This window comes from Pseudomonas sp. St316, from assembly GCF_018325905.1.
Lineage (GTDB): Bacteria > Pseudomonadota > Gammaproteobacteria > Pseudomonadales > Pseudomonadaceae > Aquipseudomonas.
The window spans coordinates 774044-800660 of record NZ_AP021901.1 but is presented as its reverse complement, the minus strand read 5'-3'; the positions used below and the strand labels follow the sequence as shown (position 1 = coordinate 800660).

21 protein-coding genes and 1 pseudogene are annotated in these 26617 nt (G+C 53.5%); 13 read left to right on the top strand and 9 right to left on the bottom strand.

What is annotated here, in order from left to right; all coding sequences use genetic code 11:
• Nucleotide 1: 1 nt before the first annotated feature.
• From eutC to KI237_RS03450, 8 genes and pseudogenes are all read left to right on the top strand, one after another.
• A complete protein-coding gene (gene eutC / locus KI237_RS03485) occupies nt 2-826 on the top strand; it encodes an ethanolamine ammonia-lyase subunit EutC (protein ID WP_212798821.1) in 825 nt (274 codons plus the stop codon).
• 107 nt (nt 827-933) lie between these two features.
• A complete protein-coding gene (locus KI237_RS03480; protein WP_212798820.1) occupies nt 934-1395 on the top strand; it encodes a GNAT family N-acetyltransferase in 462 nt (153 codons plus the stop codon).
• 866 nt (nt 1396-2261) lie between these two features.
• Nucleotides 2262-2909 (top strand): DedA family protein, encoded by a 648-nt coding sequence (locus tag KI237_RS03475; protein ID WP_212798819.1) that lies wholly within the window; start codon nt 2262-2264, stop codon nt 2907-2909.
• 6 nt (nt 2910-2915) lie between these two features.
• Nucleotides 2916-3727: pseudogene (locus KI237_RS03470) on the top strand (M90 family metallopeptidase).
• 111 nt (nt 3728-3838) lie between these two features.
• The gene (gene ppa / locus KI237_RS03465; protein ID WP_003205933.1) at nt 3839-4366 is read left to right on the top strand and encodes an inorganic diphosphatase; all 528 of its coding nucleotides are present in this window, start codon (nt 3839-3841) and stop codon (nt 4364-4366) included.
• 196 nt (nt 4367-4562) lie between these two features.
• Complete coding sequence (locus KI237_RS03460; RefSeq protein WP_212798818.1) at nt 4563-5294, top strand: LexA family transcriptional regulator; 732 nt, start codon at nt 4563-4565, stop codon at nt 5292-5294.
• Between the two features lie 522 nt (nt 5295-5816).
• Nucleotides 5817-7040, top strand: a complete 1224-nt coding sequence (locus tag KI237_RS03455; protein ID WP_212798817.1) for a tyrosine-type recombinase/integrase — start codon at nt 5817-5819, stop codon at nt 7038-7040.
• On the top strand, nt 7024-7725 hold the full coding sequence (locus tag KI237_RS03450; RefSeq protein ID WP_212798816.1) for a hypothetical protein: 702 nt from the start codon (nt 7024-7026) through the stop codon (nt 7723-7725). The genes KI237_RS03455 and KI237_RS03450 overlap by 17 nt, the downstream gene beginning before the upstream one ends.
• Nucleotides 7726-7751: 26 nt before the next feature.
• Here the strand turns inward: KI237_RS03450 and KI237_RS03445 are convergent, their stop codons facing one another.
• The 3 genes from KI237_RS03445 to KI237_RS03435 form a co-directional block, all read right to left on the bottom strand.
• Nucleotides 7752-8882, bottom strand: coding sequence for a YagK/YfjJ domain-containing protein (locus KI237_RS03445; RefSeq protein WP_212798815.1), 1131 nt, complete (start codon nt 8880-8882; stop codon nt 7752-7754).
• A 214-nt stretch (nt 8883-9096) separates the two neighbouring features.
• On the bottom strand, nt 9097-9306 hold the full coding sequence (locus tag KI237_RS03440) for a helix-turn-helix transcriptional regulator (protein WP_212798814.1): 210 nt from the start codon (nt 9304-9306) through the stop codon (nt 9097-9099).
• Between the two features lie 707 nt (nt 9307-10013).
• Nucleotides 10014-10259 (bottom strand): helix-turn-helix domain-containing protein, encoded by a 246-nt coding sequence (locus KI237_RS03435; protein WP_212798813.1) that lies wholly within the window; start codon nt 10257-10259, stop codon nt 10014-10016.
• A 76-nt stretch (nt 10260-10335) separates the two neighbouring features.
• Between KI237_RS03435 and KI237_RS03430 the strand changes: the two genes are divergently transcribed.
• On the top strand, nt 10336-10683 hold the full coding sequence (locus KI237_RS03430; RefSeq protein ID WP_212798812.1) for a hypothetical protein: 348 nt from the start codon (nt 10336-10338) through the stop codon (nt 10681-10683).
• 493 nt (nt 10684-11176) lie between these two features.
• A complete protein-coding gene (locus KI237_RS03425) occupies nt 11177-12145 on the top strand; it encodes a DUF932 domain-containing protein (RefSeq protein ID WP_212798811.1) in 969 nt (322 codons plus the stop codon).
• A 227-nt stretch (nt 12146-12372) separates the two neighbouring features.
• Here KI237_RS03425 and KI237_RS03420 read toward each other — a convergent pair whose 3' ends face one another.
• The 6 genes from KI237_RS03420 to KI237_RS03395 form a co-directional block, all read right to left on the bottom strand.
• The gene (locus tag KI237_RS03420; RefSeq protein WP_212798810.1) at nt 12373-13089 is read right to left on the bottom strand and encodes a hypothetical protein; all 717 of its coding nucleotides are present in this window, start codon (nt 13087-13089) and stop codon (nt 12373-12375) included.
• A 3-nt stretch (nt 13090-13092) separates the two neighbouring features.
• Complete coding sequence (locus tag KI237_RS03415) at nt 13093-15948, bottom strand: HsdM family class I SAM-dependent methyltransferase (protein WP_212798809.1); 2856 nt, start codon at nt 15946-15948, stop codon at nt 13093-13095.
• A 36-nt stretch (nt 15949-15984) separates the two neighbouring features.
• On the bottom strand, nt 15985-16170 hold the full coding sequence (locus tag KI237_RS03410; protein WP_212798808.1) for a hypothetical protein: 186 nt from the start codon (nt 16168-16170) through the stop codon (nt 15985-15987).
• A gap of 177 nt (nt 16171-16347) precedes the next feature.
• Nucleotides 16348-17529, bottom strand: coding sequence for a GIY-YIG nuclease family protein (locus KI237_RS03405; protein WP_212798807.1), 1182 nt, complete (start codon nt 17527-17529; stop codon nt 16348-16350).
• A complete protein-coding gene (locus KI237_RS03400; RefSeq protein WP_212798806.1) occupies nt 17522-19642 on the bottom strand; it encodes a DEAD/DEAH box helicase in 2121 nt (706 codons plus the stop codon). Before KI237_RS03400 ends, KI237_RS03405 begins: the two co-directional genes overlap by 8 nt.
• Entirely contained in the window at nt 19639-22431 is a 2793-nt protein-coding gene (locus tag KI237_RS03395) for a class I SAM-dependent DNA methyltransferase (protein ID WP_212798805.1), read from the bottom strand. Before KI237_RS03395 ends, KI237_RS03400 begins: the two co-directional genes overlap by 4 nt.
• 1007 nt (nt 22432-23438) lie before the next feature.
• On the opposite strand from KI237_RS03395, the gene KI237_RS03390 reads away from it, so the two are divergent.
• The 3 genes from KI237_RS03390 (at nt 23439) to KI237_RS03380 (ending at nt 26613) form a co-directional block, all read left to right on the top strand.
• Nucleotides 23439-24206, top strand: coding sequence for an HNH endonuclease (locus KI237_RS03390; RefSeq protein WP_212798804.1), 768 nt, complete (start codon nt 23439-23441; stop codon nt 24204-24206).
• Between the two features lie 127 nt (nt 24207-24333).
• Nucleotides 24334-24717: a nucleotide pyrophosphohydrolase gene (locus KI237_RS03385; RefSeq protein ID WP_212798803.1), complete on the top strand. Its 384-nt coding sequence runs from the start codon at nt 24334-24336 to the stop codon at nt 24715-24717.
• Nucleotides 24718-24741: 24 nt separating this feature from the next.
• Nucleotides 24742-26613 carry a DUF2075 domain-containing protein gene (locus KI237_RS03380; RefSeq protein ID WP_212798802.1) on the top strand — a complete coding sequence of 624 codons (1872 nt, stop codon included), beginning with the start codon at nt 24742-24744 and terminating at the stop codon, nt 26611-26613.
• Nucleotides 26614-26617: the final 4 nt, after the last annotated feature.

The window sequence follows — 26617 nt, the reverse complement described above, 5'->3', positions numbered from 1 at the left end:
GATGGACAAGACACCTGTCGATTCGTCAAACCCCTGGCTGGACCTGCGCCGCCTGACCCCGGCGCGCATCGCCCTGGGCCGCACCGGCACCAGCCTGCCGACCCAGGCGCAACTGGATTTTCAGTACGCCCACGCCCAGGCGCGTGATGCGGTGCACCTGGCGTTCGACCATCAAGGTATTCGTGCACAACTGACCGAACGCGGCCGCGAAAGCCTGTTGCTCCACAGCGCCGCCAGCGACCGCAACAGCTACCTGCAGCGGCCGGACCTGGGCCGACGACTGGATGAAGCCTCGGCGCAGGCGCTGGACGACTACGCCACCGCCCATCCCGGCGGCGTAGACCTGGCCATCGTCGTCGCTGATGGCCTGTCAGCGCTGGCGGTGCATCGGCATACCCTACCGTTTCTGGCGCGCTTGGAAGAACAGATCGCCGCTGACGGCTGGTCAGTGTCGCCCGTAATCCTGGTGGAACAGGGCCGGGTGGCGGTGGCCGATGAAGTGGCGCAGCGGCTCGGCGCGAAAATGTCGGTGATCCTCATCGGCGAACGCCCCGGCCTCAGCTCGCCCGACAGCCTGGGGCTGTATTTCACCTACAACCCCAAGGTCGGCCTCACCGATGCCTATCGCAACTGCATCTCCAACGTCCGCCTCGAAGGCCTGAGCTACGGCATGGCGGCTCATCGCCTGGTCTACCTGATGCGCGAGGCCTGTCGCAGACAGCTCTCGGGGGTCAATCTGAAGGACGAAGCCCAGGTCCAAACTCTAGACTCGGAAAATACCGCCGATATGAAAGGTAACTTCCTACTGATGCCGCCCCAAAGCTGATCCGTTTATCCGATTGCGTTTTTGATCCGCTTTCAGGCAGCATCAAAAGCACGGCAGCGCGATGTTGTTGTCTGAATATCTGTCGACCTTTGCAGACGAGACCTACCATGCGGATTATCCAAGCGACCCTGGAACACCTGGACCTGCTGACCCCATTGTTCGTCAAGTACCGGGAATTCTACGGTTCACTGCCCTACCCGGACTCGTCCCGAGCCTTCCTCGAAAAACGCCTGCGCCGCAAGGAATCGGTGATCTACCTGGCCCTGCCCGATGACGACGACAGCAAATTGCTGGGCTTCTGCCAGCTCTACCCCAGCTACTCTTCGCTGTCGCTCAAGCGCGTGTGGATCCTCAACGACATCTACGTCGCCGAAGACGCCCGCCGCCAACTGGTGGCCGACCACCTGATCCGCACCGCAAAAAAAATGGCCAAGGAAACCAACGCCGTGCGCATGCGCGTTTCCACCAGCAGCAACAACGAAGTGGCCCAGAAGACCTACGAATCCATCGGGTTCAAGGAAGACACCGAGTTCAAGAACTACGTGCTGCCGATCAGCGAAGGGATCTGAGCCGCTCAGAGGGAAATCAGCCCATGGATATATCTGTGACAGACATATCCATGGGAGATAGATCTGTGGGAGCAAAGCTTGCTCGCGAAGCGGTGGTTCAGTTGCACCAATGTTGAATGTGATGGTCGAGTGCATATCCATTGCTGCGGTAACGGCTACTTAGGGTTCCGCCCTGACGGCGGGTCACTTTCGAAAAGCGCGAAAGTAACCAAAGCGCTCATGCCCCACCACTTGGTGCCTCGCTTAGGCTCGGCATGCCCGAACGAAGGCATTGCTCCGTGGGCCCGCCGCGAAGGGCCATCCATGGCCCAGCGCGGCTATCCCGGCATCCATGCCGGGATACCCACTCCACAATGCCTGCATTCGGCCAGCGTGGTTAACGGGGCGCCGAGATCAACATCCACCGCGAGGCGGCCTAACAGCCGACCTGGCTCTCCCGGTCGTACACCCATCAGACCTGTGGGAGCAAAGCTTGCTCGCGAAGCGGCGGTTCAGTTGCATCAATGTTGAATGTGCCGCCGCCATTGCGAGCAGGCTCGCTCCCACACTGGTTTTGAGGCGCGCACAAAAACTAATGCTCACCCCGCCCCCCCCTGTGGGAGCGAGCTTGCTCGCGATAGCGGTCCGTCAGGCAACATCAATACTGACTGCCCCACCGCCATCGCGAGCAAGCCCGCTCCTACAAAGTGCTCCACTGCCCACAAAACCACCGAAATCCCCCGCTACAAACTCAACACGCACTTCACAATCCACACCGTATAATCCCGCTCTTCCCGGCTTGTAAGAAAAAGCTACACACTCTGTAGCCATACTCAAAGCCAGACCCATCAGCCTGCCGAGTCGGGCCGCCACCACAGGTGCTTTGCATGGATTTCAATCCCCTCGACCTTATTCTGCATCTCGACGTCTACCTCGACATGCTGGTGACCAACTACGGCACATGGGTCTACGCCATCCTGTTCCTGGTGATCTTCTGCGAAACCGGCCTGGTGGTGATGCCGTTCCTGCCGGGCGATTCCCTGCTGTTCATCGCCGGCGCCGTGGCCGCCGGTGGCGCCATGGACCCGCTGCTGCTGGCCGGCCTGTTGATGCTCGCGGCGATTCTCGGCGACAGCACCAACTACCTCATCGGCCGCACCGCTGGCGAAAAACTGTTCAGCAACCCTAATTCGAAAATCTTCCGCCGCGACTACCTGCAGCAAACCCACGACTTCTACGACAAACACGGCGGCAAAACCGTGACCCTGGCGCGCTTCCTACCGATCATCCGCACCTTCGCGCCCTTCGTCGCTGGCGTCGGGAAAATGAATTACTTGCGCTTCCTCGGTTTCAGCGTCCTCGGCACCGTCCTCTGGGTCGGCGGCCTGGTCACCCTTGGCTACTTCTTCGGCAACGTACCGTTCATCAAGCAGAACCTGTCGCTGTTGGTGGTGGGCATCATCCTGGTATCGCTGCTGCCGATGATCATCAGCCTGGTGCGCAGCAAACTGAGCCAGCGCGCCTCCAAAGCCTGATTACCCATGTGGTCCCTGAGCAACTGGCGCCGCCAGCGCACCCTCGCCAAACACCCCGTCACCGACGAAACCTGGCAGCGGGTGCGCCAACAGTTGAGCTTCCTCGACGGCCTCAGCGCCGCCGAGGACCAATGGCTGCGCGAAGCCTGCGTGCTGTTCCTGCACGACAAGCACCTCACCGCCCTGCCCGGCGTCGACCTGCACCAGGAACAACGCCTGCTGCTCGCCGCCCAGGCCCAACTGCCGCTGACGCACCTCGGCGACCTGAACTGGTACCAGGGCTTCCACGAAATCGTCCTCTACCCCGACGACTTCCTCAGCCCCAGCGCCACCGCGACGCCAGCGGCATCGAGCACGAATGGGACGGCGAACACAGCGGCGAAGCCTGGCCCCAGGGCCCGATCATCCTCGCCTGGGACGGCGTGATGGCCAGCGGCGGCTGGGACGGCTACAACCTGGTGATCCACGAACTGGCGCACAAACTCGACATGCTCAACGGCGACGCCAACGGCCTGCCACCGCTACACGCCGACATGCGCGTCAGCGACTGGGCCGAGACCATGCAGCACGCCTTCGACGACCTCAACCGCCAACTGGACCACAACCCCGACGCCGAAACCGCCATCGACCCCTACGCCGCCGAAAACCCGGCGGAATTCTTCGCCGTCAGCAGCGAATACTTCTTCAGCGCCCCGGACCTGCTGCACCAGGCCTATCCAAAGGTGTACGAGCAGCTCAAGGCGTTCTACCGCCAGGATCCTTTGGCCCGGCTGCGGCAACTTCAAGCGCAAGATCCGGTCTATCAGGCGTCATACTAAGGTCTCTAAGACCCTGCTAACGTGGCATCGACGGCTGAATATGCCTATAATCGCCGCCACTTTTTGGTCAATCCGACCAGTCATTTGGTCAACTAACGGGGGCACCGCCCAATGAGCTACAGCAAGATTCCGGCTGGCAAAGACCTGCCGAACGACATCTACGTCGCGATCGAAATCCCGGCCAACCACGCCCCGATCAAATACGAAATCGACAAAGACAGCGATTGCCTGTTCGTTGACCGTTTCATGGCCACCCCCATGTTCTACCCGGCCAACTACGGTTACATCCCCAACACCCTGGCCGACGACGGCGACCCCCTCGACGTGCTGGTCGTGACCCCCTACCCAGTGGCCCCAGGCTCGGTCATCCGCGCCCGTCCAGTCGGCATCCTGAACATGACCGACGACGGCGGCGGCGATGCCAAAGTCATCGCAGTGCCACACGACAAACTGTCGCAACTGTACGTCGACGTGAAGGAATACACCGACCTGCCACCGCTGCTGATCCAGCAGATCGAGCACTTCTTCGCGAACTACAAAGACCTCGAAAAAGGCAAGTGGGTCAAGATCGAAGGCTGGGCCGGCGCAGACGCCGCCCGCGAAGCGATCACCAAGTCGGTTGCCGCCTACAAAGGCTGAGACTGAACGTGCAGAAGAACCCCGGTTTATACCGGGGTTTTTTATGCCTTAATGGCACTTAAATACGAAGTTGTATTAATACTGTTTAAATGCGTTTAGCCCGCACCTTTCAGATCCTGCAAACGGAAAGATCGTCTTATATATTTGAACGACTTGTTTATTGCCGAAAACAGCGTCGCCCCTAAACTTTCCGTTTATGAAAATACTTTCCAGTGGCGACCGCTTCAGAGCCCTTCTAAAAGAAGCCCATATCCGTTCCGCCGACTTCGCGAAGTTATACGGCGTGAAATCCCAGCACGTGAACAACTGGTTCAACCGTGGCATCCCACCCGGGCGCATCCACAGCATCGCCAGCCTGCTGACCGTCAGCCCAGAGTGGCTCGCCCACGGCGAGGGCCCGCAAACCCCATTGGGCCTCGGCCCCGGCACCACCTATGAAGCCGCCGAAATCCAGGGCGTCTACAGCGTGGTGGAACCCACGGACATCGAACTGCCTTTCTACAAGGAAGTGCCCATCGCCCCCGGCGAAACCAAAACCCACATCACCGAAATCCCCGACCAATCCATCCGCCTGCCCCGCAGCCACCTCGAATCCTTGGAAATAAACCCCAGCGACGCCATCTGCACCACCATGGTCGGCGACAGCATGGCCGAACGCATCGAAGACGGCTCCACCCTCGCCATCGACCGCGGCCTGACCCACATCGTCGACGGCCAGATCTACGCGCTTGAGCATGACGGGATGCTACGTATTAAATACCTGCACAGAATTCCCGGTAATCGGCTTCGGCTGCGCAGTCATAACAGTGCTGCGTATCCGGACGAGGTTTTCAGTGCAGAACAGATCGATGCGCAGAACATCAGGGTGATTGGCTGGGTGTTCTGGTGGTCGACACTCAACAAACAGAGGCCGCCTGTATACGACTGACCCACCAAGAGCAGGAACAGTGGCAGGAGCTCCCTGTGTTAAGCAACTCCCTGTGGTGAGGCGCTCCCGTGGCGAGGGAGCTTGCTCCCGCTGGGCTGCGCAGCAGCCCCTGCTTTTTTATCTAAATCACCGATAACCCAATGATTCCACACCACTTACCACTGGGCTTCCGAAGAAAACCCGCGTATCCTGCGCCCCACATTTGCGAGCCCACGCCTCGCACCGACAAGGCAGATCACTTTCTGACCAAGTCCCACAGCCGGCCGCAAGAGCCGGATGTACGTTTTGAAGGCTGGTGAGGTTTGTCAAAAACGAACTGAGTTAGTCAACGAGAAGCCGGCCATAAGCCGGCTTTTTAATTGTCCGAAATAATCCTATCCCATCCGAGAATCCTGCCGATAGCCTAGCTATTGCGGGCATCTCTAGCATTCCCCTGTCCGATGGTGTTCAACACCATTCGACCTCATCCGACGATGAAGTGGGGGGACAGGTGGGGGACAAAGGGACAGCAAGGGGAAATCAATGGGTAAGCTGAATCCGAAACAAGTCGAAAACCTTGCCGAACCCGGCACCTACGAAGACGGTGATGGCCTACGGTTGGAAATCAAACCTAGCGGTAGTAAATCCTGGACGCTTCGCTTCCAACTGGCGGGGCGCCGGAGAGAGATGGGCCTAGGCTCATACCCTGAGGTGAGTCTTAAGAAAGCTAGGCTCGCAGCCAGCGCCAAACGCAGTCAGTTGAGCGACGGTGTAGATCCATTAGCAGCTCGCGACATCGAACGCGCAGCTCTGCGCGCTGCTCAGCGCGCCAATGAAGCGAAGCAACTGAAGTTCGAGACGCTCGCTACGGAATATCGTAACGCACACGGTGCCGCATGGTCGGAGAAGTGGCGTAAAGGCTGGCTGCGCAAGCTTGAGCTTTATGCCTTTGACCATATCGGCAAACTGTCAGCCTGTGAGATCGGTACTCCTCAAGTACTCAAGGTTCTGCAACCAATCTGGGCGACTAAAACAAGAACCGCCGATGAAGTACGTGGGCAGATAGAACAGATTCTGGAAGCCGCAAAGTCACGCAACCTGCGAGAGGGTGAGAACCCTGCTCGCTGGCGCGGACACTTGGAGAATCTTTTGAGCCGCGCTGAAAAGAAGAAGGCTCGGAAGCGTGAGCACTTTGAAGCCATGCGGTGGCAGGATGTGCCTACGCTGATGACCAGACTTAGCACAAACAACACCCCAGCTTCGTTCGCTGCTCGATTGCTCATCATGACCGGTGCGCGTGCCCACATGGTGAGGTTCGCCCGATGGGATGAGTTTGATTTGGAAGCCGGCACTTGGTCACTACCCGACGAGCGTATGAAAATGCGGGTGGCTTTTGTTGTTCCGCTAGCGGAGGAAGTCGTAAAACTCGTGCGGAGCATTTCGAGAGACGAAGCAAGTCCTTTTCTATTCCCAGGCCAGGGCAAGACAGGAGCCATGCATGCAAACGCAATCCGTACACTCCTGCATGACATGGACTACAAACACATCACCCGCCATGGCTTTCGATCTTCATTTCGTGACTGGGCAGGTGAATGCACACACTACCACCGTGAGATCTGTGAAATGGCGTTAGCACATGATGAGCGAGATCAAACCGAGGGGGCCTACTCTCGTACTGATTTTCTCGACAAACGACGCCTACTTATGAAAGATTGGGTAAACTTTTTGCTTCCGGAGTCAGTGATCGCTAATGAAAACATTAAGTAAACCTACCAAAGACCTCATCTTCCAAAATATTCCGAATAACGCTAAGGAATCCATCGAGACACAACACGGAAGGCTAAAAGAAATAAGTATACATTTCGAGGAGCCGCTGGACTTAGATGAGATACTTTCAGCATTATCACAAGCGATAGAAGCAGGCAATATAACTGAAGACGAGATAATGGAGTTGCATCTCGAGTGTGTGATCCCACGAAAGCGATTGGACAGACAGCAAGCGCAGTTTCACATGTCCTGTTTAGCGTATATACAGGCAAAAAAACTAATAGAATCTGGGGACGAAGCAGCGGCATGGCCGCTGCTTTGCCACACAAGTTACTTGATTGGCCAGACTGAGACTTGGCTTGCTGAATCTAATGACGCACGATGGACATCAGAAAATGCTTTGCTAGGCAGACAACTTGGCGGAAAAGTCACCAACGAAAAATACGCTCCATTTCGAACGCGTATGGTTGAACTACTGAAAAGCCGTGCTCCGGAAGGAGGATGGAAAACAAAAAAACAAGCTGTAGAAACCATATACCTAGAGTTAGAAAAATTCATTCCAGAAGATCCCAACTCTAATGTTCAAATTGAAGACTTCCATCAAGCCGCCACAAACTGGCTTAAGAAGTCTGGAGTTACTGAGATAAATGAGGCCTACCAGGCGCATTCATATAAAGCCAAATGAAAAGGGCGTCTAATTAGACGCCCTTTTTAGCCTTTCCTTGGTCGCCCCCGATTTGACTTTGTCCTAGTTGGGGGTATGCCCTTCCCGAATGTTCGCCGACCGGAAGGAATGGCTGATCGAACGAAGTAATCACACTTAACTAGGTAGTTAGCGGCCTTTCTGAGATTACCTCGAAGAACTTTGTCGTTATGGCTAATCATGCCTAGACCACAAAAAGCGCCATATCCTGCTTTGTTTGCGTTACAGTTCCAGTATCTACCTCTACCACACGTTACAACGGCTTTCCAATGCTCCCCTACGATTTTTGCCACCCTGACATCTAGTCGTATCTTTGAACCATCCAAAAACAAGAGTAGATGATAGTGAAGAGAGCTCATCAGCCCATACTCAAGCTTCCAAGCGAACCCTACGTAGCACTCCTTAAATAGTCGATACCGTATGTCATTAAGTAGTTTAACGCGATGATCGTTCGCCTCCTTGTAACTAATAGACTCTCTAGATGCTAAGGCACTCGCTTTCTGATAGCTAAGATCGACTCGAACTACCAGCAGCCTAGGATAATAATCGAACAGCTTATCGATGTAACCATGTAGACCCGCCTGATTCTTATTAGTATTCCTCGCGTGGTGCTCCATGAGCTTAACAAACTCTGCCTGATTAGCGCGCTTACGGATTTCGCTAACGAAATTATTTAGCTCCGCTACTGTATCCCCCCATTCTGCCTGACTCAACGGATGCGTTAATTTGTACATACCTAATAGCCTTGGATCGAGAGCCTCAACCTGATCTTTAAAAAGCTTGAAATATGGATTGAATTCACTGTGCGGAAACAGATCACTAATACGTGAGAAGTCTGTACGTATACAGGTGCTAACGGACAACGCCAACGATTTTAACTTAAGTGACCCTCCTACAACCCAAGCATCAGCCGTAAAAACTTTTTGAGCGGAACCCAACAAACGTATGGTCGTATCAATAACATTTGCCACGTCAGAAATTGCGTTAAACCCCTCTACATTTTTAGGCTCGTCGCGACTGCCGCCTACTCCATAAAGAAAGTCCTCAAGGTTACCTTTTAAAATTTCATCTTGTGACAAGCTATTTTTTGGCGATTCATTTACCGGTGTGATAAATTCTGAGATGTAGTAATTCAACATTGCAGACACCAACCCTACATTAGGTCTAAATATCTAGGCGACATTTAGACCTAGTTGTTTGATACTCGCATTACTTAATAACATAAGCTCCTATATTGCTTTCAAACTAAAGCTGCCGCTCACAGCAACCTCCACAGGCTAAACTCGGGCAGCTCTGCACTCTGACCTTCTCAATCGCGAAAATAGTTAGTGTTTGGGATGCTGAAAACTTCAGTTAACGGCGAGCCATCAGCCACTCTGTGATGGCTGAGTCAAACCAGCCAATAGCGGACACCCCCAGCTTCACGGGACGGGGGAACGTGCTGTCGAAGCGAGGTGAATTCGGGTTCATACGGTCATAGATCGTGGAGCGGCTCAGGCCGATCCGTTCCTGTACTTGACTAAGCCGCAGAATCTTCAAAATGCCGTCGGGGGCAGCTTTCATGTCTCTCTCCAATAGGCCGCATGCTCGGTGTGATTTCAGCTTATGCGACTGTCCAACCGAATCGAAGCTAAGCGCTGCCGTGTATTTTTTTACCGCGGCGACACGATCGTGTTGCTCAACCCGGAGTGGCATCATCCGCCTGATCAACGCGGACCGTAAAAGAGCGCTCCAGCTCGGAAGACTTAGTTCCTCCTCCCCCGAAAGTTAGATCCTAGGCCCACGAATCCGGGGCCCGCTGGGAAACCCACCTGGCAAGGCAACCCAGAAGAAATTGGACATATATCACCCTTCTGAGAGCTGGCAGATTCATTTGAATCACCGCACCACAGCTTTCACAACCAATCAAAAAATCACCGAATAGGCAAAATCATGATTTGTCCAAACTGCGATTCCACTCATGTGACAACGAAGAACTACGGGAAGAAGGTAGGTGGTGCTGTAGGGGGAGTTACGGGCGCCGTAGGAGGCTTTACCGGGGCAATGAGCGGTGCCGAAGCAGGAGCGCTTATTGGCTCACTCGCGGGCCCTATCGGACTGACGCTAGGATCGGTCGCTGGAGCCATCTTTGGCGGAATGTTCGGCGGGGCAGCGGGGGGGATCGCTGGAGCGAAATTGGGGCAGGCCGTCGACGAAGAAGTGCTAGATAACTTCGAATGCTTGGACTGCGGCTTCTGCTTCAGCAGCCGTGTATAGACCAAAATCTGAGCCTACAGTCCTGCATCTTTCAGCAAATCAGAAGGCTTGCAGGCCAAGGACTCGGCGATCTTGACGATATTCAGAAACGTGACGTTCCTTTCTCCTCGTTCAATCTTCCCCATGTGGGATCGGTCAATGCCTGCAAGATCGGCGAGCGCCTCTTGTGAGAGGGACAAGACGTTGCGTCGAGCACGCACCGCTACCCCGAACCGGGCCAAGTTAGCATCCTCGTCGCGTGCACCGGAGACTCTTGTCATGGCGACGATGGTGTAGATATGATGCCTATACGGCCACGGTATTTACGACCCATTTTGAGCCGTCTTAAGGAGTAATGTGAAAAAGGTACTTTCATTTATCGTGGTAGGTTTACTCGCGGCGAATGGCGCAAATGCCTCAAGCCACGTTGGCCAATGCGTATTCCCTAAAACCAAAACCCTCCCCAACGGCAACCTGTCGTTCGTACATGCCATCGACATCTCCGATCAGCCGTCTCCACAGGCAGCCATCAAACCGCTTGTTTCGATGGAGGCTTACCAAATCAGTGCTGAAGAGAAAGGATTCATCATGCTGGTTACGGTTCCGGACTATTCGCTACCCGACCCACAGGCCAACGCCGGAAAAATAGTCGGATGGGGAAAGATCCGGGACTTTGACGTCCAGGCACCCCGCAACTGCAACTAACATTTAACGAAGCCGTACCTACCTGGCCAAGCTTGATACTCCATCAATCCCGGAGAAACGATGAGACCTATATTCGGCTCTTTGCTGCTTACGTCACTTATGCTCACATCCGCTTGCTCAAAAGCAGATAAGTTGCCGCTCGAAATATCTGTTGGCGATACGCAGGGCGTTCCAACAATATTTGCGACTTCAGTGGCTGATAAAGTTAAGTTACTGGGTTACACAATAAACAGGGGAAATTGCACCGGAAGATCTGTGTACCAAATGCCTGTAGACATCCTGTTCGGCGGCGAGCTAAAGATATTCGCCAATGGTGGGTGCAATATCCGAGAGGTGACTCTAACCACAGATACTGGTGAGATTACATATTCAAATTAACCATGCATTGATAACCCACGCCCGCAACGCATAAGCGTATTCGGCAGCGCGGTAACTTCTCATAAAAGGCCAGACTAAATGTCTGGCCTTTTTTATGTCTGTCGGGAGAAAACATATGTCACATCTTGTAGAAACTATGGCTTACGCTGGTAATACGCCTTGGCATGGCTTGGGCAACCACCTCTCGTCCAAACAACCCCTGGAGACCTGGTTAAAGGAAGCCGGTATGAGCTGGCAGATCAATGAGTCGCCCGTGCAATTTGCGGCCGACCCCGTTGACGATCAACGTCCTATTCGTTCGTTTCCCGAACAAAAGGTACTTTACCGTTCGGACACCCAGGAAGCCCTTTCAGTGGTTTCACAACGCTACCAAGTGGTGCAGCCGCGTGAGGTCCTAGAGTTTTATCGGGATCTAACTGAACGCTCGGGTTATGAGCTGGAGACCGCCGGAGTACTCAAGGGCGGGCGCAAACTCTGGGCGCTGGCTCGGACCGGGCAGTCAATTGCGCTAAAGGGCAATGACGTAGTCAATGGTTATCTGCTGCTCGCGACATCCTGCGACGGCACACTCGCGACCACGGCAACGCCAACGACCGTAAGAGTTGTCTGCAATAATACCCTGACGATTGCTGTCAATGGCGCCAGCCAAGCTATCAAGGTGCCGCATAGCACACGCTTCGATCCGGGTGTCGTTAAGAAGCAGTTGGGCATCGCCGTTTCGCAATGGGACGAATTTATGTATCGCATGCGCACGCTAGCCGCTCGCCCTGTCAAAGCTCATGAAGCCAAGGACTATTTACAGAGCGTGCTGTGCGAACCGCTAACAGATCGCCCAGAGCGTAACAATTTCTCTAATGGAAAGGCCTTAAACAAGGTGATGAGGATGTATGAGGGGCATGGCCGTGGGGCTGATTTGGAAGCTGCCAAAGACACCGCCTGGGGCCTGCTCAACGCAGTCACAGAGTATATAGACCACGAGCGTCGCGCTCGCAATAAAGAGTATCGCATGGACACCGCTTGGTTCGGACAAGGCGCCGTCATCAAACAACGAGCGCTCAGCACAGCTCTGCGACTGGTCGTGTAAAGCGCTTGCACATTAAGAGGGAGGCGTATGCCTCCCTCGTCCAACGTTTTCTTTCGAACGCATACTCCTACCTCCTCGCCCGTGATTTCACAACGAAGAGCACCCGGCCTTAACGCTTAAACCATATAAAACAATGGGTTATGTAAGCGGTTGAACAAAGCCTCTGTTTGCTGCCTTTTGAATATCGCTCCATACCTGGCATCCAGATATGGAGTAACTCCCTCGAATTAATTCATCTCAATCCAAAGATGGCGCAGTTCGATATTAGCTAATCCCGCTTTGCGTGTATGGAGCGACTGTAACACTCCAAGCCCTAAAGAGGCGTCGTGCCTATGAAGAGCAATCCCGTCCGCTACTGCCCATCCGCCGATTTTTGCTCGAGCGAGAGTCTTGGTCCAAAACAATAATTTCTTCTCCCAAGGCGTTATTGCTCCATCCTGAATGAACCCAATCATCGCGCCCAGAACATGCCCAGCCCCATGATGTCCTTCCTTGAAGCGATCAACTCCTCCGGTGCTTGAATGCCTACTATAAAGATATTCAAATTTGTCACGTTTTGAGCCAGGCGGTGTCGGTAGACGCTTGCACTCAATCGGCAGCAGCGGGTCGAAGTCGAAATGCCTGCGCCCGTTAATCCAAACAACGCAACCACTAGGCGCCGGTACAAGGTCAATCTTCCGCCCACCGACGACCTCATCGGGTTCCTCAGTCCGGAACTGAAGAAAATCCCAGCTGGACTGACGCGATGCACTGTTCATATGGGCGCAAAACTGAGATGTAAGCGTCGTTTCTGAAGTCGCGGGTTTTCTTTCTGAGCGATCACGCCACCTTGGAAGCTCGTCCGCCATGAAGTCGATTAACTTCAATAACGAAGTTGATGCAAGGTGAATACCGGGTGAAATCACTCCAGACTGAACTTGTGATACTCCATCATCTGCCAGCATTGCTTAAAGCCCCTGCATTCGCAAATCAGCCAAAGTCTCGTCTGCATCACGTAGGGCAATAGAACCCAGCCAATAGCGAAGTCGATCAGGCTTCAGTAGAAAAATGAACTGCCCATCGTAAATTCGTGCGATTCGCGTTATTGATAATGAAGAACAACGCTGCTCGTGAAGGAGATGATTGAGCTTACCCTGCAACATTTCCGCGTCCGTCCAATCCACGACACCATCACCGAACACAAACGGAAAGCAGATCAAACCCGGCCAAAGCTGAGGCTGAAGAGCCACAAGTGGTACGTCTCCATAGACTGCGTTGATTTGACTCGTGTAACAGGTCGCAAAACCAGGCAGAGCATCATCTGCTCTATCACGCAAAGACGCTGACGCTTCACCTAAGCGAATAAAATCGCACTGATTGCCCACAATGTCGGCTGCTAGAAGAGATTCGTTTGCGCTTATTTCCAATGACCCATGAGTTAGATAAGGCAGTGTCAAGATATCGGCGCTGGACAGAGCTGTCGCCTTGCGAGTGAAAAGTCGCGTACTGATTGCAGCAGCGTAAGCCCGAAGAACAGTATTTTCCCTCTCCAGCCATTGCGACACGCGATCTAATTCAACTTTTTCACCGCCATTCGCAGCAAAGCCAATAATTTCGTTTTTATAAGTTATATAGCTGTCGCTCCACACCACATGTTGAAGCTCTGCATGTTTTCGGATGAGAAGAAGGGGGGGCGTAAATCGGCCAGCGGAACGCGGACCTTCAATTAGCTTATTAGGAACCTTATCAATTTTTTTTATGTCCAACCCATTCTTGGTTAGTGCATTAGGCGGGATCAATGCTTGACCAATGAGATGATCAGCACTTTTTGATAGCCCATTAGCGCCTTCAATAAACCCTTCTCCAAAGTCCCAACCCTGATGTTCTGCGTGTTCACGTAATGTTGGAAAGCCCATCAGTCGTTTAACGAAATCATAGACGCGTCCGCCACCAAGCAAGTTGGATCGCCAAGCTATCGGGTTAGACCGCACAAGCGCACGAGGCATCCAATGCAAGTCATAATAGTCGATATCGAAACCTTGCTCTGCGTCCGCGCGCCCACTGCGCCGAAACACCGCATGTAGAATCTTACTAGCAGGGGTCGGCCGTCGCGCTGCTGCCACCACCACCACAATCTTGGTATCCGCGCCTCCCTTCTGAAATAGCCCTCGCACCGATACAAAGTCTAATAACTCACGAAGATCCCAACGATCCAAGAAAGCATCGCGGAAATCAGCAGATTTTTGATTATAAATAAATCCATACTGCTGAAGCATACTTAGAATGCCATCTTCAACAACTAACTCCATCGCTTCATGCAGAAAAAGATAAGCAATCTGATTGTCCGGCAGCCTTCCATACTCTTTCTCATATCGATCACGACTACGGCGCGATCCAGCTGTTGCCAACTTCGAAACGAATGGAGGGTTACCAACGACCACCCCAACCTTACTCGACAATAGCTGCTTTTCCTTAGCTTCAAAAAAGCAACTGTGATGAAGGGTGGAACCGTCTAAACTTGGGAATAACTTCACACTTACACGAATCGCTTCAGGCTCCAGCGCATCGCAAAGAGCTAAGCAAAGGCTGAAGGCTGCCAGCTCGATGGCACCTTTCTCAAGGTCAACACCATGCACATGAAAGAGAAGACCTCGAAGCTCCTCCACACCTGGCTTTGCCCACATGTTACGACTACGCCAGTGCAGTACGAGCCGTTTGTAAGCTTCAACCAAAAAGACACCCGACCCACAAGACGGATCGAGAATCACCTCATTGCGCTCAATAAGGCGGTCAAGGCGCTCCCAACCCAAAGCCTCATCGAGAATCAATCGGACGAGAGCCGGAGGAGTGTAAATCGAGCTATTACTATCAGTAACAAATAACTGGTAGATATGACTTATCAGTTCGACCGGCAAATCTTTAAAAGAATACAACTGCCAAAATGTAAGTTGCCCACCAGACTCTTCATGAGCTTCAATCAAACGAGCAAAACGAGCTAAATCGGGAGAAGCGATAAGCGCCTCACGCTCTGCATCAGTCAGCGTAAAAACATGGCCATTAAAGCGGGCTTCGAGGTCTTTCAACATTGAGACTAAAGCAGCGCCATCACCAAGAACCTCAAAAAAACGGGTCGCGCCCTCTTTTTGTTTAGCAAAGTAATCAGGCAGTAAGATTCTACGCTCTTCAAGATAGGCTATTAGCAGCGATAGGATGAGTAGATGCCGACGCAACCCTGCACTGAGCAAATTCTGTTCGCGAAGATCTCTACTGAGCTGCTTTACTGCTTCGATCAAACTTCTGTGTGCGGATTTGGAGGATGACAACATCTGCTTACAAACAGCAGGATCGTCCCAGAGCGTGCCATTACGAAGCCGTGTTGCATCCCACCACGCGCCGGGCGCGGCAACCTTGGCAGCGAGATTTAACATCTTGACTGGGCGGCAAACTGGAATGCCATCGGGAGCTGCGAAGTCAGGCTTATGAGCACAACGGAAGAGTTGAACTAGACCTGGGCTCTTTCGATAAATGAGCGGAACACCACCCCAGCTCCAAAGACGTTTATGAAGCTGAGCGAATGCAGCATCCTCAGCCGGACCTGAGGAGAGGAAAATAAACGCTTGCGCTATAGGGGCTCGGCTATGACGGCTCGCTTCGAAGAAGACCGCATATGCGCCATAAGCACTCGCCTTCTCCATCATTGCAACTTCTTCGGGCCACCTACCCTTACTGTCATAAGTAGCGACTATTTCCAACCCGTCGACGCTGGGATTGCTCACAGTTCCGAGCGATGTAAGCCAGGCCTCTGGTTTGGAGAGCTTAACCACAGGAGACCTCACGACACGTGCTAGTGTATCGGCTATTCATGGGCGCTCACGCTGCTTTTTGCTCAAAGCAAAGCCTTCTTTGAGCAGTTCGACCATGGTCATTCCCTGATTTACGGCATAGCCCTTAAATTCTTTTTTGAAGTCTGGATCAACCTTGAAATTGAGCGAGCCGAATTTCTCCGGCTCGTGCTGAGTGTTCCTATTAGAGCCGCTGTCGCTCATCATTTGGGCCCGAAAACAATAAATTAAGGCAGGATTATGATGGATTTTCTGCCTTTCTTGCAAGCCAGATAGCCAGATAGCCAGACAAGAAGATTGTGTGAATCGAGCCTATCGCTAAGCATGACAAGGAGCTTCAGCATAGAGGCTTCGTTCATGCCTTATGCTTCTTTATTAGCCCTAGCAGACCAAGCGAGCAATTCGTGGATCGTAGGTCACTTCGGTAATAGATCCATTTCGAATGCGCTCAACTGCTTCATCAATCACATTGAGCGGTACTAGGAACCACTCTCTCGGCTTGACCGGATTTCCGAAGCGGTCTTCGATGGTCAGATCAAGCTGTGCTGCGCCAAACAAGCGGTGGAAGATATTCTCTAGCCTAGTCCGATTCAGGTTGTGCAGCGTGTAGGCGGCGACCACCTCTACGCCGGCTAGCATATAGGTGGCGTCTTTTTCCGCACCTGCGATGCGGGTTTCCACCTTGCCTCCAGTCACGCCGATCTTGTGGATCAGCTCGCGGTGCTCGGCTACGAATGGGTGGCTAGACAAGCTCCGCAGTACATAGATAGTCCCGCTCTCAATGTCGTCAGGCTCTGGAGCATCGCCGAACAACGGCCCCATGTCCGGGTCGGTCAGTCGGCGACCAGTGTCGTCCTTGTAAAGCGCCCGTTGTAGCGACCGACGCAGCAGGTTGCTTTCCGTGCCGTTGGCGTAGATGACGCGCAAACGTGCATCGCTCTCCCCATTCGGAGCCTTGATGGTTTCTCCTATTTCGGCCACGTACGCTAGCTGCCCGCCTACGATGAAGTAGTTTCCGGTTTCGACGCTGGTATCGCGTCCGAACCGCAGGGTTTTGCGAACGCCAGATTTCAGATCCCTCTCAGCCAGCTCGAATAGCGGTTGGAACTTTTCAAAGTCGGCGCATGGAGCACGGTCGGCGATTTCCTCGGCTGCTCGCTTTTCAGTGCTCGAACGTACGTGGCGCAGCACCGTGATGTCGTCCTGGTCGGAGGACGCACCGCCGATGCCCAGCTCGGCCAGCAATGCGTCTTCATCCAGGTCATCCACATCCACCGAGACCACTAGGGCACTAGACAGCAGGTTAGGGCCATCCAACTCAGTTAGCAGGGTTTGCGCTTCCGGCAACTTGCGTAGCTGATCCAAGCGCACGGCATACAACCGCTCGAAGATGTCGCGGTCTTCACCATGCAGTGGTGTGCGGCCGTGGGCCTGATAAAAGCGCAGGATGTCCTCGAAGCCGGCGATGATGCGCTCTTCACGCGGGGTTCGGCTTGCTGCCTTGAGTGGAGTGACTTCTATGCCAAGCGCATCCAGCAGTTCGTCATCGTTCATATCAGCCATTGTCAGATTCTCTAAGAGCCTGCGCTGCCTTTGCTTGCGCACGGTAACGCGCTAGCACTGCCACTCCTTCAGCCATACGCTTTTCCCACGAATCGGCAGAATTGATGTCTGGCAGGCGACCACGTTCATTCTTGAACTGCAAGGCGCGCCTTGCTAGCTCGCGAGCTTCGTCTTCGGGAATACTCAACTTCTTGGCGGCAATGCTGGCCTGCACCTGGCGTAGTGATTTCTCATCCATCGCTTTCGCCAGCACTGCATAAGCAGCATCAAAGGGGTTGATGCGGTCAATCAGGTCAATGTCCAGTTCGCGTACGTTAACAAACTTTCGCACGCCATCCAGCAGCGCTGTACTTCCTTGCACAGCGTCACCAACGTTTGCATCGGCCTGTCCCAAGACTAACTTGGCCTGCTGGGTAATGTTCATGGCAGCGATAGCGTGCTGGCGGATGGCTTCCTGATCGACTTCGCTCAAGTCTGGATAACGCTCGCGCACGATCTTGCCCATGCGCAGTTGGGTAAGCTCTTCGGGCAGGGTGTTTTCCTTGTCGAACAAGCCGCGCTCCAACACGGTTTTGTCCTGCAAGAAGTTGGTCACCACTTCATTCAAATCTTCTTTGCAAATGCGCGTAGCTTCTGCGCTTTGCGGCGTGGTCAGGCCGTTGATTTCGACATGGAATTGGCCTGTGGTTTCATTCACGCCCAGGTTAGTGCCGCCCGGCAGATAACCAACGAGCCCATAATTGAACCCCTCTTTCGGCCCTGCATCTTTAGGAGTGAACTCATAGCGTGGCGCCAGCACCTGCTCCATCAACAAGCTGGCAGAAATGGCCTTAAGCATATCGTTCACCGCTTCCGCGACAGCGGCTTGATCGGCTGTGGGTTCAGCAATCAGGTTGGTGAAGCGTGATCGCTCCTTGCCCTCTGCATCACGTGTTGCGCGGCCAATGATTTGCACAATTTCCGTCAAGCTTGAACGGTAGCCAATGGTCAGTGCATGCTCACACCAGATCCAGTCAAAGCCTTCCTTCGCCATGCCTAACGCAATGATCACATCCACGTTGTCTCGGTTGTTCTTTTGCACAGGGTCTTTCAGCGCGGCAAGCACTTTGGAGCGTCTGGCCGCGTCGCTGTCATCGACCAGGTCGGCTAGTTTCAGGATGCGACCATCACTGGTCTTAATGAGATGGAAGCCGGTGGCGGGATCGACGCCCTGCCAATCCCCCAGAGCACTCATTATTTCGTTAACCTCGCGCTCCTTGTCTTTGAGACTTTCGCGGGCATTCACATTCGGGATATGGATAATAGTTTTCAATGCTGGGTCCAGCACCTTGGCGACGGCATCCACATACCTGCCAGTGTAGAAAAAGTAACCGATATCCAGCGACTTGAGCCAACGGTAGCCGTTGAGCTGCTCGTAGTAGGTGTAAGTTACCGTCTCAAACTTAGCTTCTTCCGCAGGGGCAAGTACTGCCTCGCTGTCGCCACGAAAATAAGAGCCAGTCATGGCTACCAGATGCACTTTATCGCGACTGATGAACGCGCTCAGTTGGCCGCCCAGCTTATTGTCTGGGTTGGCGGAAACGTGGTGGAACTCGTCGATGGAGATCAGGCGGTTGTCGAAGGCTTCGATGCCCAATTCTTCCACCGCAAAGCGGAAGGTGGCATGGGTACAAACCAGCACTTTATCAGTACTTTCCAAAAACTTGCCTACCGCGCCCACCTTGGATTTGGCTACACGTGGCTCGTCGATGCCAGGGGCGTTACACAGGTTCCACTGCGGAGATACCTGCCAATCCCAGTAGAAGCCAAACTTGCTCAGAGGTTCATCCGCAAAGCTGCCACCAATGGAGCGCTCTGGTACCACGACAATGGCTTGGTGCAGGCCCTGGTTGTGGAGTTTATCCAGCGCGATAAACATCAGCGCACGGGATTTACCCGATGCCGGTGGTGATTTGATCAGCAGATACTGCTCGCCGCGTTTGGCATAGGCGCGTTCCTGCATGGAGCGCATACCCAGCTCGTTAGCTTTACTAGATGCCCCCGTGCGCGCTGTGCTGATAGACACCGACGGCACCGTGTAGGTGTTGGTTGGATTGCTGGCTAGTTCCGTCACGATTTCACTTCCCTTTTTGCTTTGGGTGCGGTTTTAGCCGCAACTGCCGTCATCTTGGTGTAGAGGTCAAACAGTTTTTCCAGTCGCTCAGTGTCGTTTTTGAAACGACGACCGATATAGATGCGCTCCAGTACTTCATCGTTGTGCTCGTGGGCGTGGCGCAGGTTGTCCGGCATATTCTCCGGGTCGTACAGGTCGGCGATGGTGGCGGGGAAGTGAGCTTCGCGGGCCAGCAAAATATCTTCTGCACAACGGGTCAGGTCGGCTTTATTTTGCTCGGTGAACCGGGGGACCGGGAAGGTATTCCAACCGAGGGTATTGGAGTACGAAAAATCGGTGCGCATCCGCACGCAGACAGTGCCAATCCAGACCCAGTGGATACGCGAGGCGATGATGGCTAGGTTCCAGAGGGGCGCATCGTAGAGGGCAAAGTTCCGGTCGCCGATGATGGTCCCATGCGAAAGCAGCACAACAGGCAGGTAGGGTCGGTTTTCTGAAGACACGCGAGGCACTACCATGAGAGTTTCATCGCCTCTCTGTCTGACTTGTTGAAAGGCGTGTGGCGTGCGAGCTCCTCTGCGGGTTAATTCTTTCGTGCTTGCTTGGCGCATCACACGCACATCGTCCATGCGAGCGGAGATGGCCGGAATTGATTGGGCAAGATCAACGCTTGCATCATTAATCCACAGGCAGAAGCGCTGTTTTCCATTGATGGCTTCATCAGAGCCGACGAAGGGTCGAACGAACTGCGCAGCATGAGCATCAGATGAGCGAACGGTCTCTGCCTCGGTCAAATCCAAAATCAGATGTCCACCATCAGCAGGCTTATTGCCGTTGGTCATAGGTGAAACAACACCAAGCGGGTTTGTCTCGGCTTCGACTATGACGTTTGCGCCTGCCACCAAATATGCATTGATGTAATCGACCTCGCGCAACACTGTCTGCTTCTCATCACCTTCACTGTACAGGCGACGTGGCTTTGCGGCATTCCGCGCAATGCCCACGATAGCGACCGTCACACCTGCATTGTGACTGGCGAGATTCGCCCATTTGAATGAAGTGTGCGCAAAGGCTATCTCGTGCCCCGTGTTAAAAATGAATGGCCATAGATACGAAACCTGCTGCCCTTGACAAATACTGTTGGTGGTAACAAAAGCGGTGATCGAGTTGGTGTATGTGCCATAGTCAGCGGCTTTCATAAACCAACCTGCAACATAATCCAGCGTTTTCCACGTCTTTGTGTACTTGCTAAAGATGGCCTCCAAGTCGGCTTTTTGCTCGTCGGTTTGCCAAGTCGAACCCAAATATGGCGGGTTGCCACAGATATACGTCTCACCGCCGTCGTTCTCGAAGTCAATTTCACTCTGATTCAGTGGCGTGCCGAATAAATCATCTGCGAGCACCTTCACGCCCGTGCCCGTTGGCGGACAGATGCTCAGCCAATCCAGTCGAAGCGCGTTGCCGCAGACGATCCAATTCTGCGCATTCAGAGGCAAAAACTCTGCCAGAGCATCCTGCTGGCCACGATAAAGCACGTCGCACTGGAACTCGGCAATGATCAATGCTAAGCGGGCAATCTCTGCCGGAAAGTCGCGCAACTCTATACCGCGAAAGTTGGTCAGCGGGATCTCAGACCTGTTGTTGGCCTCGTCTCGACGGCGATTGATCTCCGCCTCAATTTCACGCATCTGCTTATAGGCGATGACTAGGAAGTTCCCAGAGCCGCAGGCTGGATCAAAAACGCGGATACGCGCCATACGTTTGCGGAGGTTGAGCAGCTTGGCTTTGTTGTCTCCCGCCGCGTCGAGTTGCGCGCGCAAGTCATCAAGGAACAGCGGACTCAGCACCTTGAGGATGTTGGGCACGCTGGTGTAGTGCATGCCTAGTGAGCCTCGCTCCTCATCGTCGGCCACGGCTTGGATCATGCTGCCAAATATGTCTGGATTGATCTTTTGCCAGTTCAGGTTTCCAGCGTGCAGCAGGTAAGTACGCGCCATGCGCGTGAAGCTCGGCACTTCAGTGCTACCGGAGAACAGGCCGCCGTTCACATAGGGGAAGCCGTTGGCCCAGCTGGGCAAGCGCCGCTGAGCAGTGGCGCGGTCGGCCAGTTTAATATTCATCGAGCGGAACATTTCCGACAGCACCTGAGCGGTGTTGGAGCCGTCGCGCTCGCTGTACTGCTCCACCGTTTTGGTGAATAGGCCGTCACCACTGAAGATATCGGTGTCTTCAGCGAAAAAGCAGAACACCAGCCTCGCCATAAAGTGGTTCATGTCGGCACGGCGCTCGGCCTTGGCCCAGTCCGGGTTCTCCTTGAGCAGTTCGACGTATAGCTTGTTCAGGCGACTAGTGGCGCGCACGTCGATAGGGTTGTCTTTGATCTCCTTAATGGTGGAGATCCCGGCCAGAGGCAAAAGAAAGCCGAAGTGGTTGGGGAAGTCCGAATAGGCGCAGGTGATGGTCTCGCCACCCACCAGCTCTTCTGCCTCAAGGGTTTCGCCATCGGTAGCGAGAATAAACTTGGCTTTGCTTTTTGTAGTGGCCTGGCTGGCGCGCAACGTTTTGAGAGTTTCGCCGACAGTGCCGGGTTCGCATGCCGCAATATGGATGTTGTTGCGCAGTAGTACGCCACCGGACACATCCGATGCGTTGTTGTTGCCTGCTCGCAGTCGCTTGAGAGCCGTATCCTTGTTGCCGAACGCGGCCAGAAAAGCGAACGGAAACTCCGCCATGTCGAAGGGTTGGAGGGCCAGCTCCGAGATTGCGGATTCAATTTCTACTGCGTTCATGGTTTACCACTGTCCAAATTGCTCATAGCGAGTAGGGGGCGACTTTAGCCGTTAATTTGATGGTCATGGCTAGACCTCAGAGGGCATCTGCTTTCATGCCGGCCACGATTATCCCTCCGACAACCTCGAACGATGTGGTATCGCGTGCGAGGAGACCGACCAAAAGCCAAAAGCAGCGGCAATGGCCGCATAGCAACCGGGTCAAAACGCATCGCTTCAATGCGGGGGCGCTGCCAGCCGTTATAGAAGATAAAATGACCCAATATCCAGAATCCATTTGACCTCCTACACGGCGCCACGGATTGTAAAGGAAGGTTCTTCATTGTGGTGAATAACCGTAGCTCGCACCGTTGAGCGTGCTGAGCGCTTGGGCGATGTGTAAAAAACGATGGCTGAGCAACTATCCGCTTGGCACTGATTTTCGGGTCGTGCGTGATGAATTGACGGTGTCGTACCCTTTGTCCATTCTAGACATAGAGGAGCGAATGACCATCTGCTCCAGGGCCTCACTTTTTCACTCGGGATTGACGCGCACATCGGAAATAAGCGAATACACCTACTCTCATCAGCGTTTGCCTCAACAGAAAGGGGATGTGAGTTTCTCAAAGCAGTAGTCTATGTCTAACGACCGCCAACACAGAGCCAATGAACACGATGGCACTTGCTAGGATTGGGCAATGGGCTTCAACGGCCAAAGTTCAGTCACCTCCTAAGTGGGGGGATAAGTGGGGGACAAAAATCGAACAAGCCGTAAAAACCAGTAAAATATGGGCATAACTCAACAATAACGCCGCCCACAAGCCGGCTTTTTAATGTCTGAGCTTTATCCATCCCCCGTCTAAAATCCCGCCTGATGACCAAACAACGTCGCTCGTAAGCACCCCGTTCTCGACAGCGAAGGTCATCGAACACCGTATGATTCCCAAACGCCATCAGAAGAGAATATTCTGACGACATATTGCGCTGCGTCCTACAGCGAAACGGGAACCCTACGGATAGCCCCCGCCATGTCCTCTTTACCTACCAGTAATCAATCCAATCCGCCTTGGAGCCGTGACGAACTCGTCCTAGCCCTGAACCTGTACCTGCTGTACCGCAATGGCTTACCTGGCGTTAACCATCCGGAAGTCCGAGCCTTATCACAGAGCCTCAATCTCATTGGCAACGCCACCGGTGCGAGCAAGAACCAGAGCTTTCGTAACACCAATGGTGTTTACATGAAGCTCAACAATTTCCGTCGCTGGGATCCGAGCTACACCAACACCGGTCGTACAGGTCTTGCAAAAGGTAATAAGGACGAGGAGTTGGTATGGCTGGAATTCGCTAATAACCCCGAGCACCTCGCCGCAGTTGTGGCAGCCATTAAGGCAAACGTCGGCACTGCGTCCACTACGCCAATAGATTTAAGCGCGGAGGAAGAACCGGGCTTCTTCGAAGCAGAGGAAGGAAAAGTGTTAACCCGCGTACACCGTGTACGGGAAAGGGACAAAAAACTCGTCAAACGCAAAAAGGACGAAGCCCTAAAAAAATTCGGTGCTCTCCAGTGCGAAGCCTGTGGCTTCAACTTCAGCAAAACATACGGCCCGGACGTCGAGGGTGTTATCGATGTACACCACACTAAGCCACTGCATACGCTCCAACCTGGCGATAAAACCAAGCTCGCAGACCTGGCTTTACTATGTGCCAATTGCCATCGTGTGGTGCATTCCCGCCGTAAGTGGCTGAGTGTGGCCGAGGTCAAGGACCGCTACCAAGCAGCCGGAAATAGAGCCTGACCTGGGCCGACTATCGAAGGGAAAATCAGGAAAAGCCCACTCCCCCAAAAGAAAACTCTTACAATCAATCCCTAGATTTCTGACGTGGCTGTTGTCACGTTTCTGGCGGCGAACGAGAGGCAAGCCTGTGAGCACGGCAGATGGCACACCCAAACAACTAATCGACGTGGCAAATCTTGAAGCGTCGCTCCAACGCTTTGCAGACGACCGCGACTGGCAGCAATTCCACTCGCCCAAAAACCTTCTGCTCGCGCTGACAGGCGAGGTGGGTGAGCTATGCGAAGTTTTCCAATGGATGAGCGAAGCCGACTCAGTGGCTGCTGCGAAGCATCCCTCGACCGCCCAAGCAGTGAAGGACGAGCTAGCCGACGTATTCATGTACTTGGTCCGCCTGAGCAGCGTGCTCGGTGTCGATCTCAACGAAGCGGTCACGAGCAAACTTGCTCTGAATGACCAGAAATACCCCGTCGACAAAGCTAAAAGCACCAGCAAAAAGTACGACCAACTCTGACCTTCAGTGCTCTAAGGATCTCTTGTGATCGTTTACGCTGCGACCAAACAGCAATTCTTGAAAGACAACGATAACGACGACATTGAAGAAGTCATTCTCCGGCACTTCAAAGAGGCCACCGGCAAGAAAGTCGGCGCGTCAGAGATAAGATCATGGCAGGGATCCCTGACCTACATGGCCAAGGTGCTTCGAGATGATGACCTACCCAGCGATGCTGGTCTGGCCATTGAGTTGCATATCCCACAGTCCTCGAAACGTATCGATTTTTTGCTCACGGGGCGTGATGAGAACCAAGCAAAAAAAGCTGTATTGATCGAGCTGAAGCAATGGAGCAAGGCGAGCGCAACCAACAAGGACGCAATTGTCAAAACTGCCATGGGTGGTGGTCTCGTTGAAACCATTCACCCGTCCTACCAGGTATGGTCGTACGCAGCGCTATTGGAAGGTTTCAACGAAGCGGTCTATGACAAAAGCATCGAAATTCGCCCCTGTGCCTATCTTCATAACTATGTCAGCGATGGAGTCATCAATTCCGCTCACTACGAAGCACACACCAGTAAAGCTCCGTTGTTTCTCAAAGGCCCTGAGGAACTGACGAAACTACGAAGCTTTCTGAAAAAGCACATCACTCACGGCGACAACAAAGAGGTTCTTTACGAGCTTTCCAACGGGAAAATTCGGCCATCCAAAGCGTTAGCCGAGGCGCTTGGCGGGCTCATGAAAGGCAAACCAGAGTTCGTATTGATTGACGACCAGAAGGAAATCTTCGAGTCAGCGCTTGTTGCTGCAAGTGAAGCGTCCATAGCGGCGCCAAAGGTGCTGATCATTGAAGGCGGTCCAGGGACCGGGAAAACCGTTCTGGCGATCAACTTGCTGGTAAGACTCACCGCGTTAAAGCTGCTGAGCAAATACGTCTCGAAAAACGCAGCGCCACGCAAGGTGTATGAAAGCAAGCTCGTTGGTACGATCAAACGCAGCCATTTTTCCAATTTCTTTTCTGGCTCGGGTGCGTTTATCGAAACCGAGCCCAACACGTTCGACGCACTCATCGTTGACGAAGCTCACAGGCTCAACGAGAAAAGCGGTCTTTATGGAAATCTGGGCGAGAACCAAATCAAGGAATTGATCAACTCCGCGAAATGCTCGGTTTTTTTCATCGACGAAGACCAGCGCGTGACCTTGAACGACATTGGTAGCAAGCAGGCTATTCGTACCTTTGCGAAATCCAAAAGCGCAACCGTGGAGGAATACACACTGTCCTCTCAGTTCCGTTGCAGCGGCTCTGATGGTTATCTAGCGTGGTTGGATGACGTATTGGCTATTCGACCGACCGCCAATCCGCTACTCGATACTAGCGAGTACGAGTTCAAGGTGTTCAACACCCCTCAGGCGATGCACGCAGCCATTGAGCAGAAAAACCACGGAAACAAGGCTCGCGTTGTTGCGGGTTACTGCTGGCCTTGGCTCAGTAAGAAAGACTCCACGGCGTCCGATATCGTGATCGGCGATGACTACGCGCGCCAATGGAACCTGGATCAGGATGGCAGCCTGTGGATCATCGCGGAAAACTCCATTGAACAGGTCGGTTGCATTCATACCTGCCAAGGGCTGGAAGTTGACTATATAGGGGTGATCATCGGACCGGATTTGATCGTGCGTGACGGGAAAGTGCTGACATCGCCGCACAAGCGTGACAAGCACGATAAATCGATTCGTGGTTGGAAAAAACTGATGAAAGAGCAGCCTGATTTCGCCCAGAGAGAAACGGATCTGATCATCAAAAACACGTATCGGACACTGATGACCCGAGGGATGAAAGGGTGCTACCTGTACTGTACTGATCAGGAGACGGCCCAATACTTTGAGAGTCGGCTTGCCGAGTACAGCAACGACTGACGAT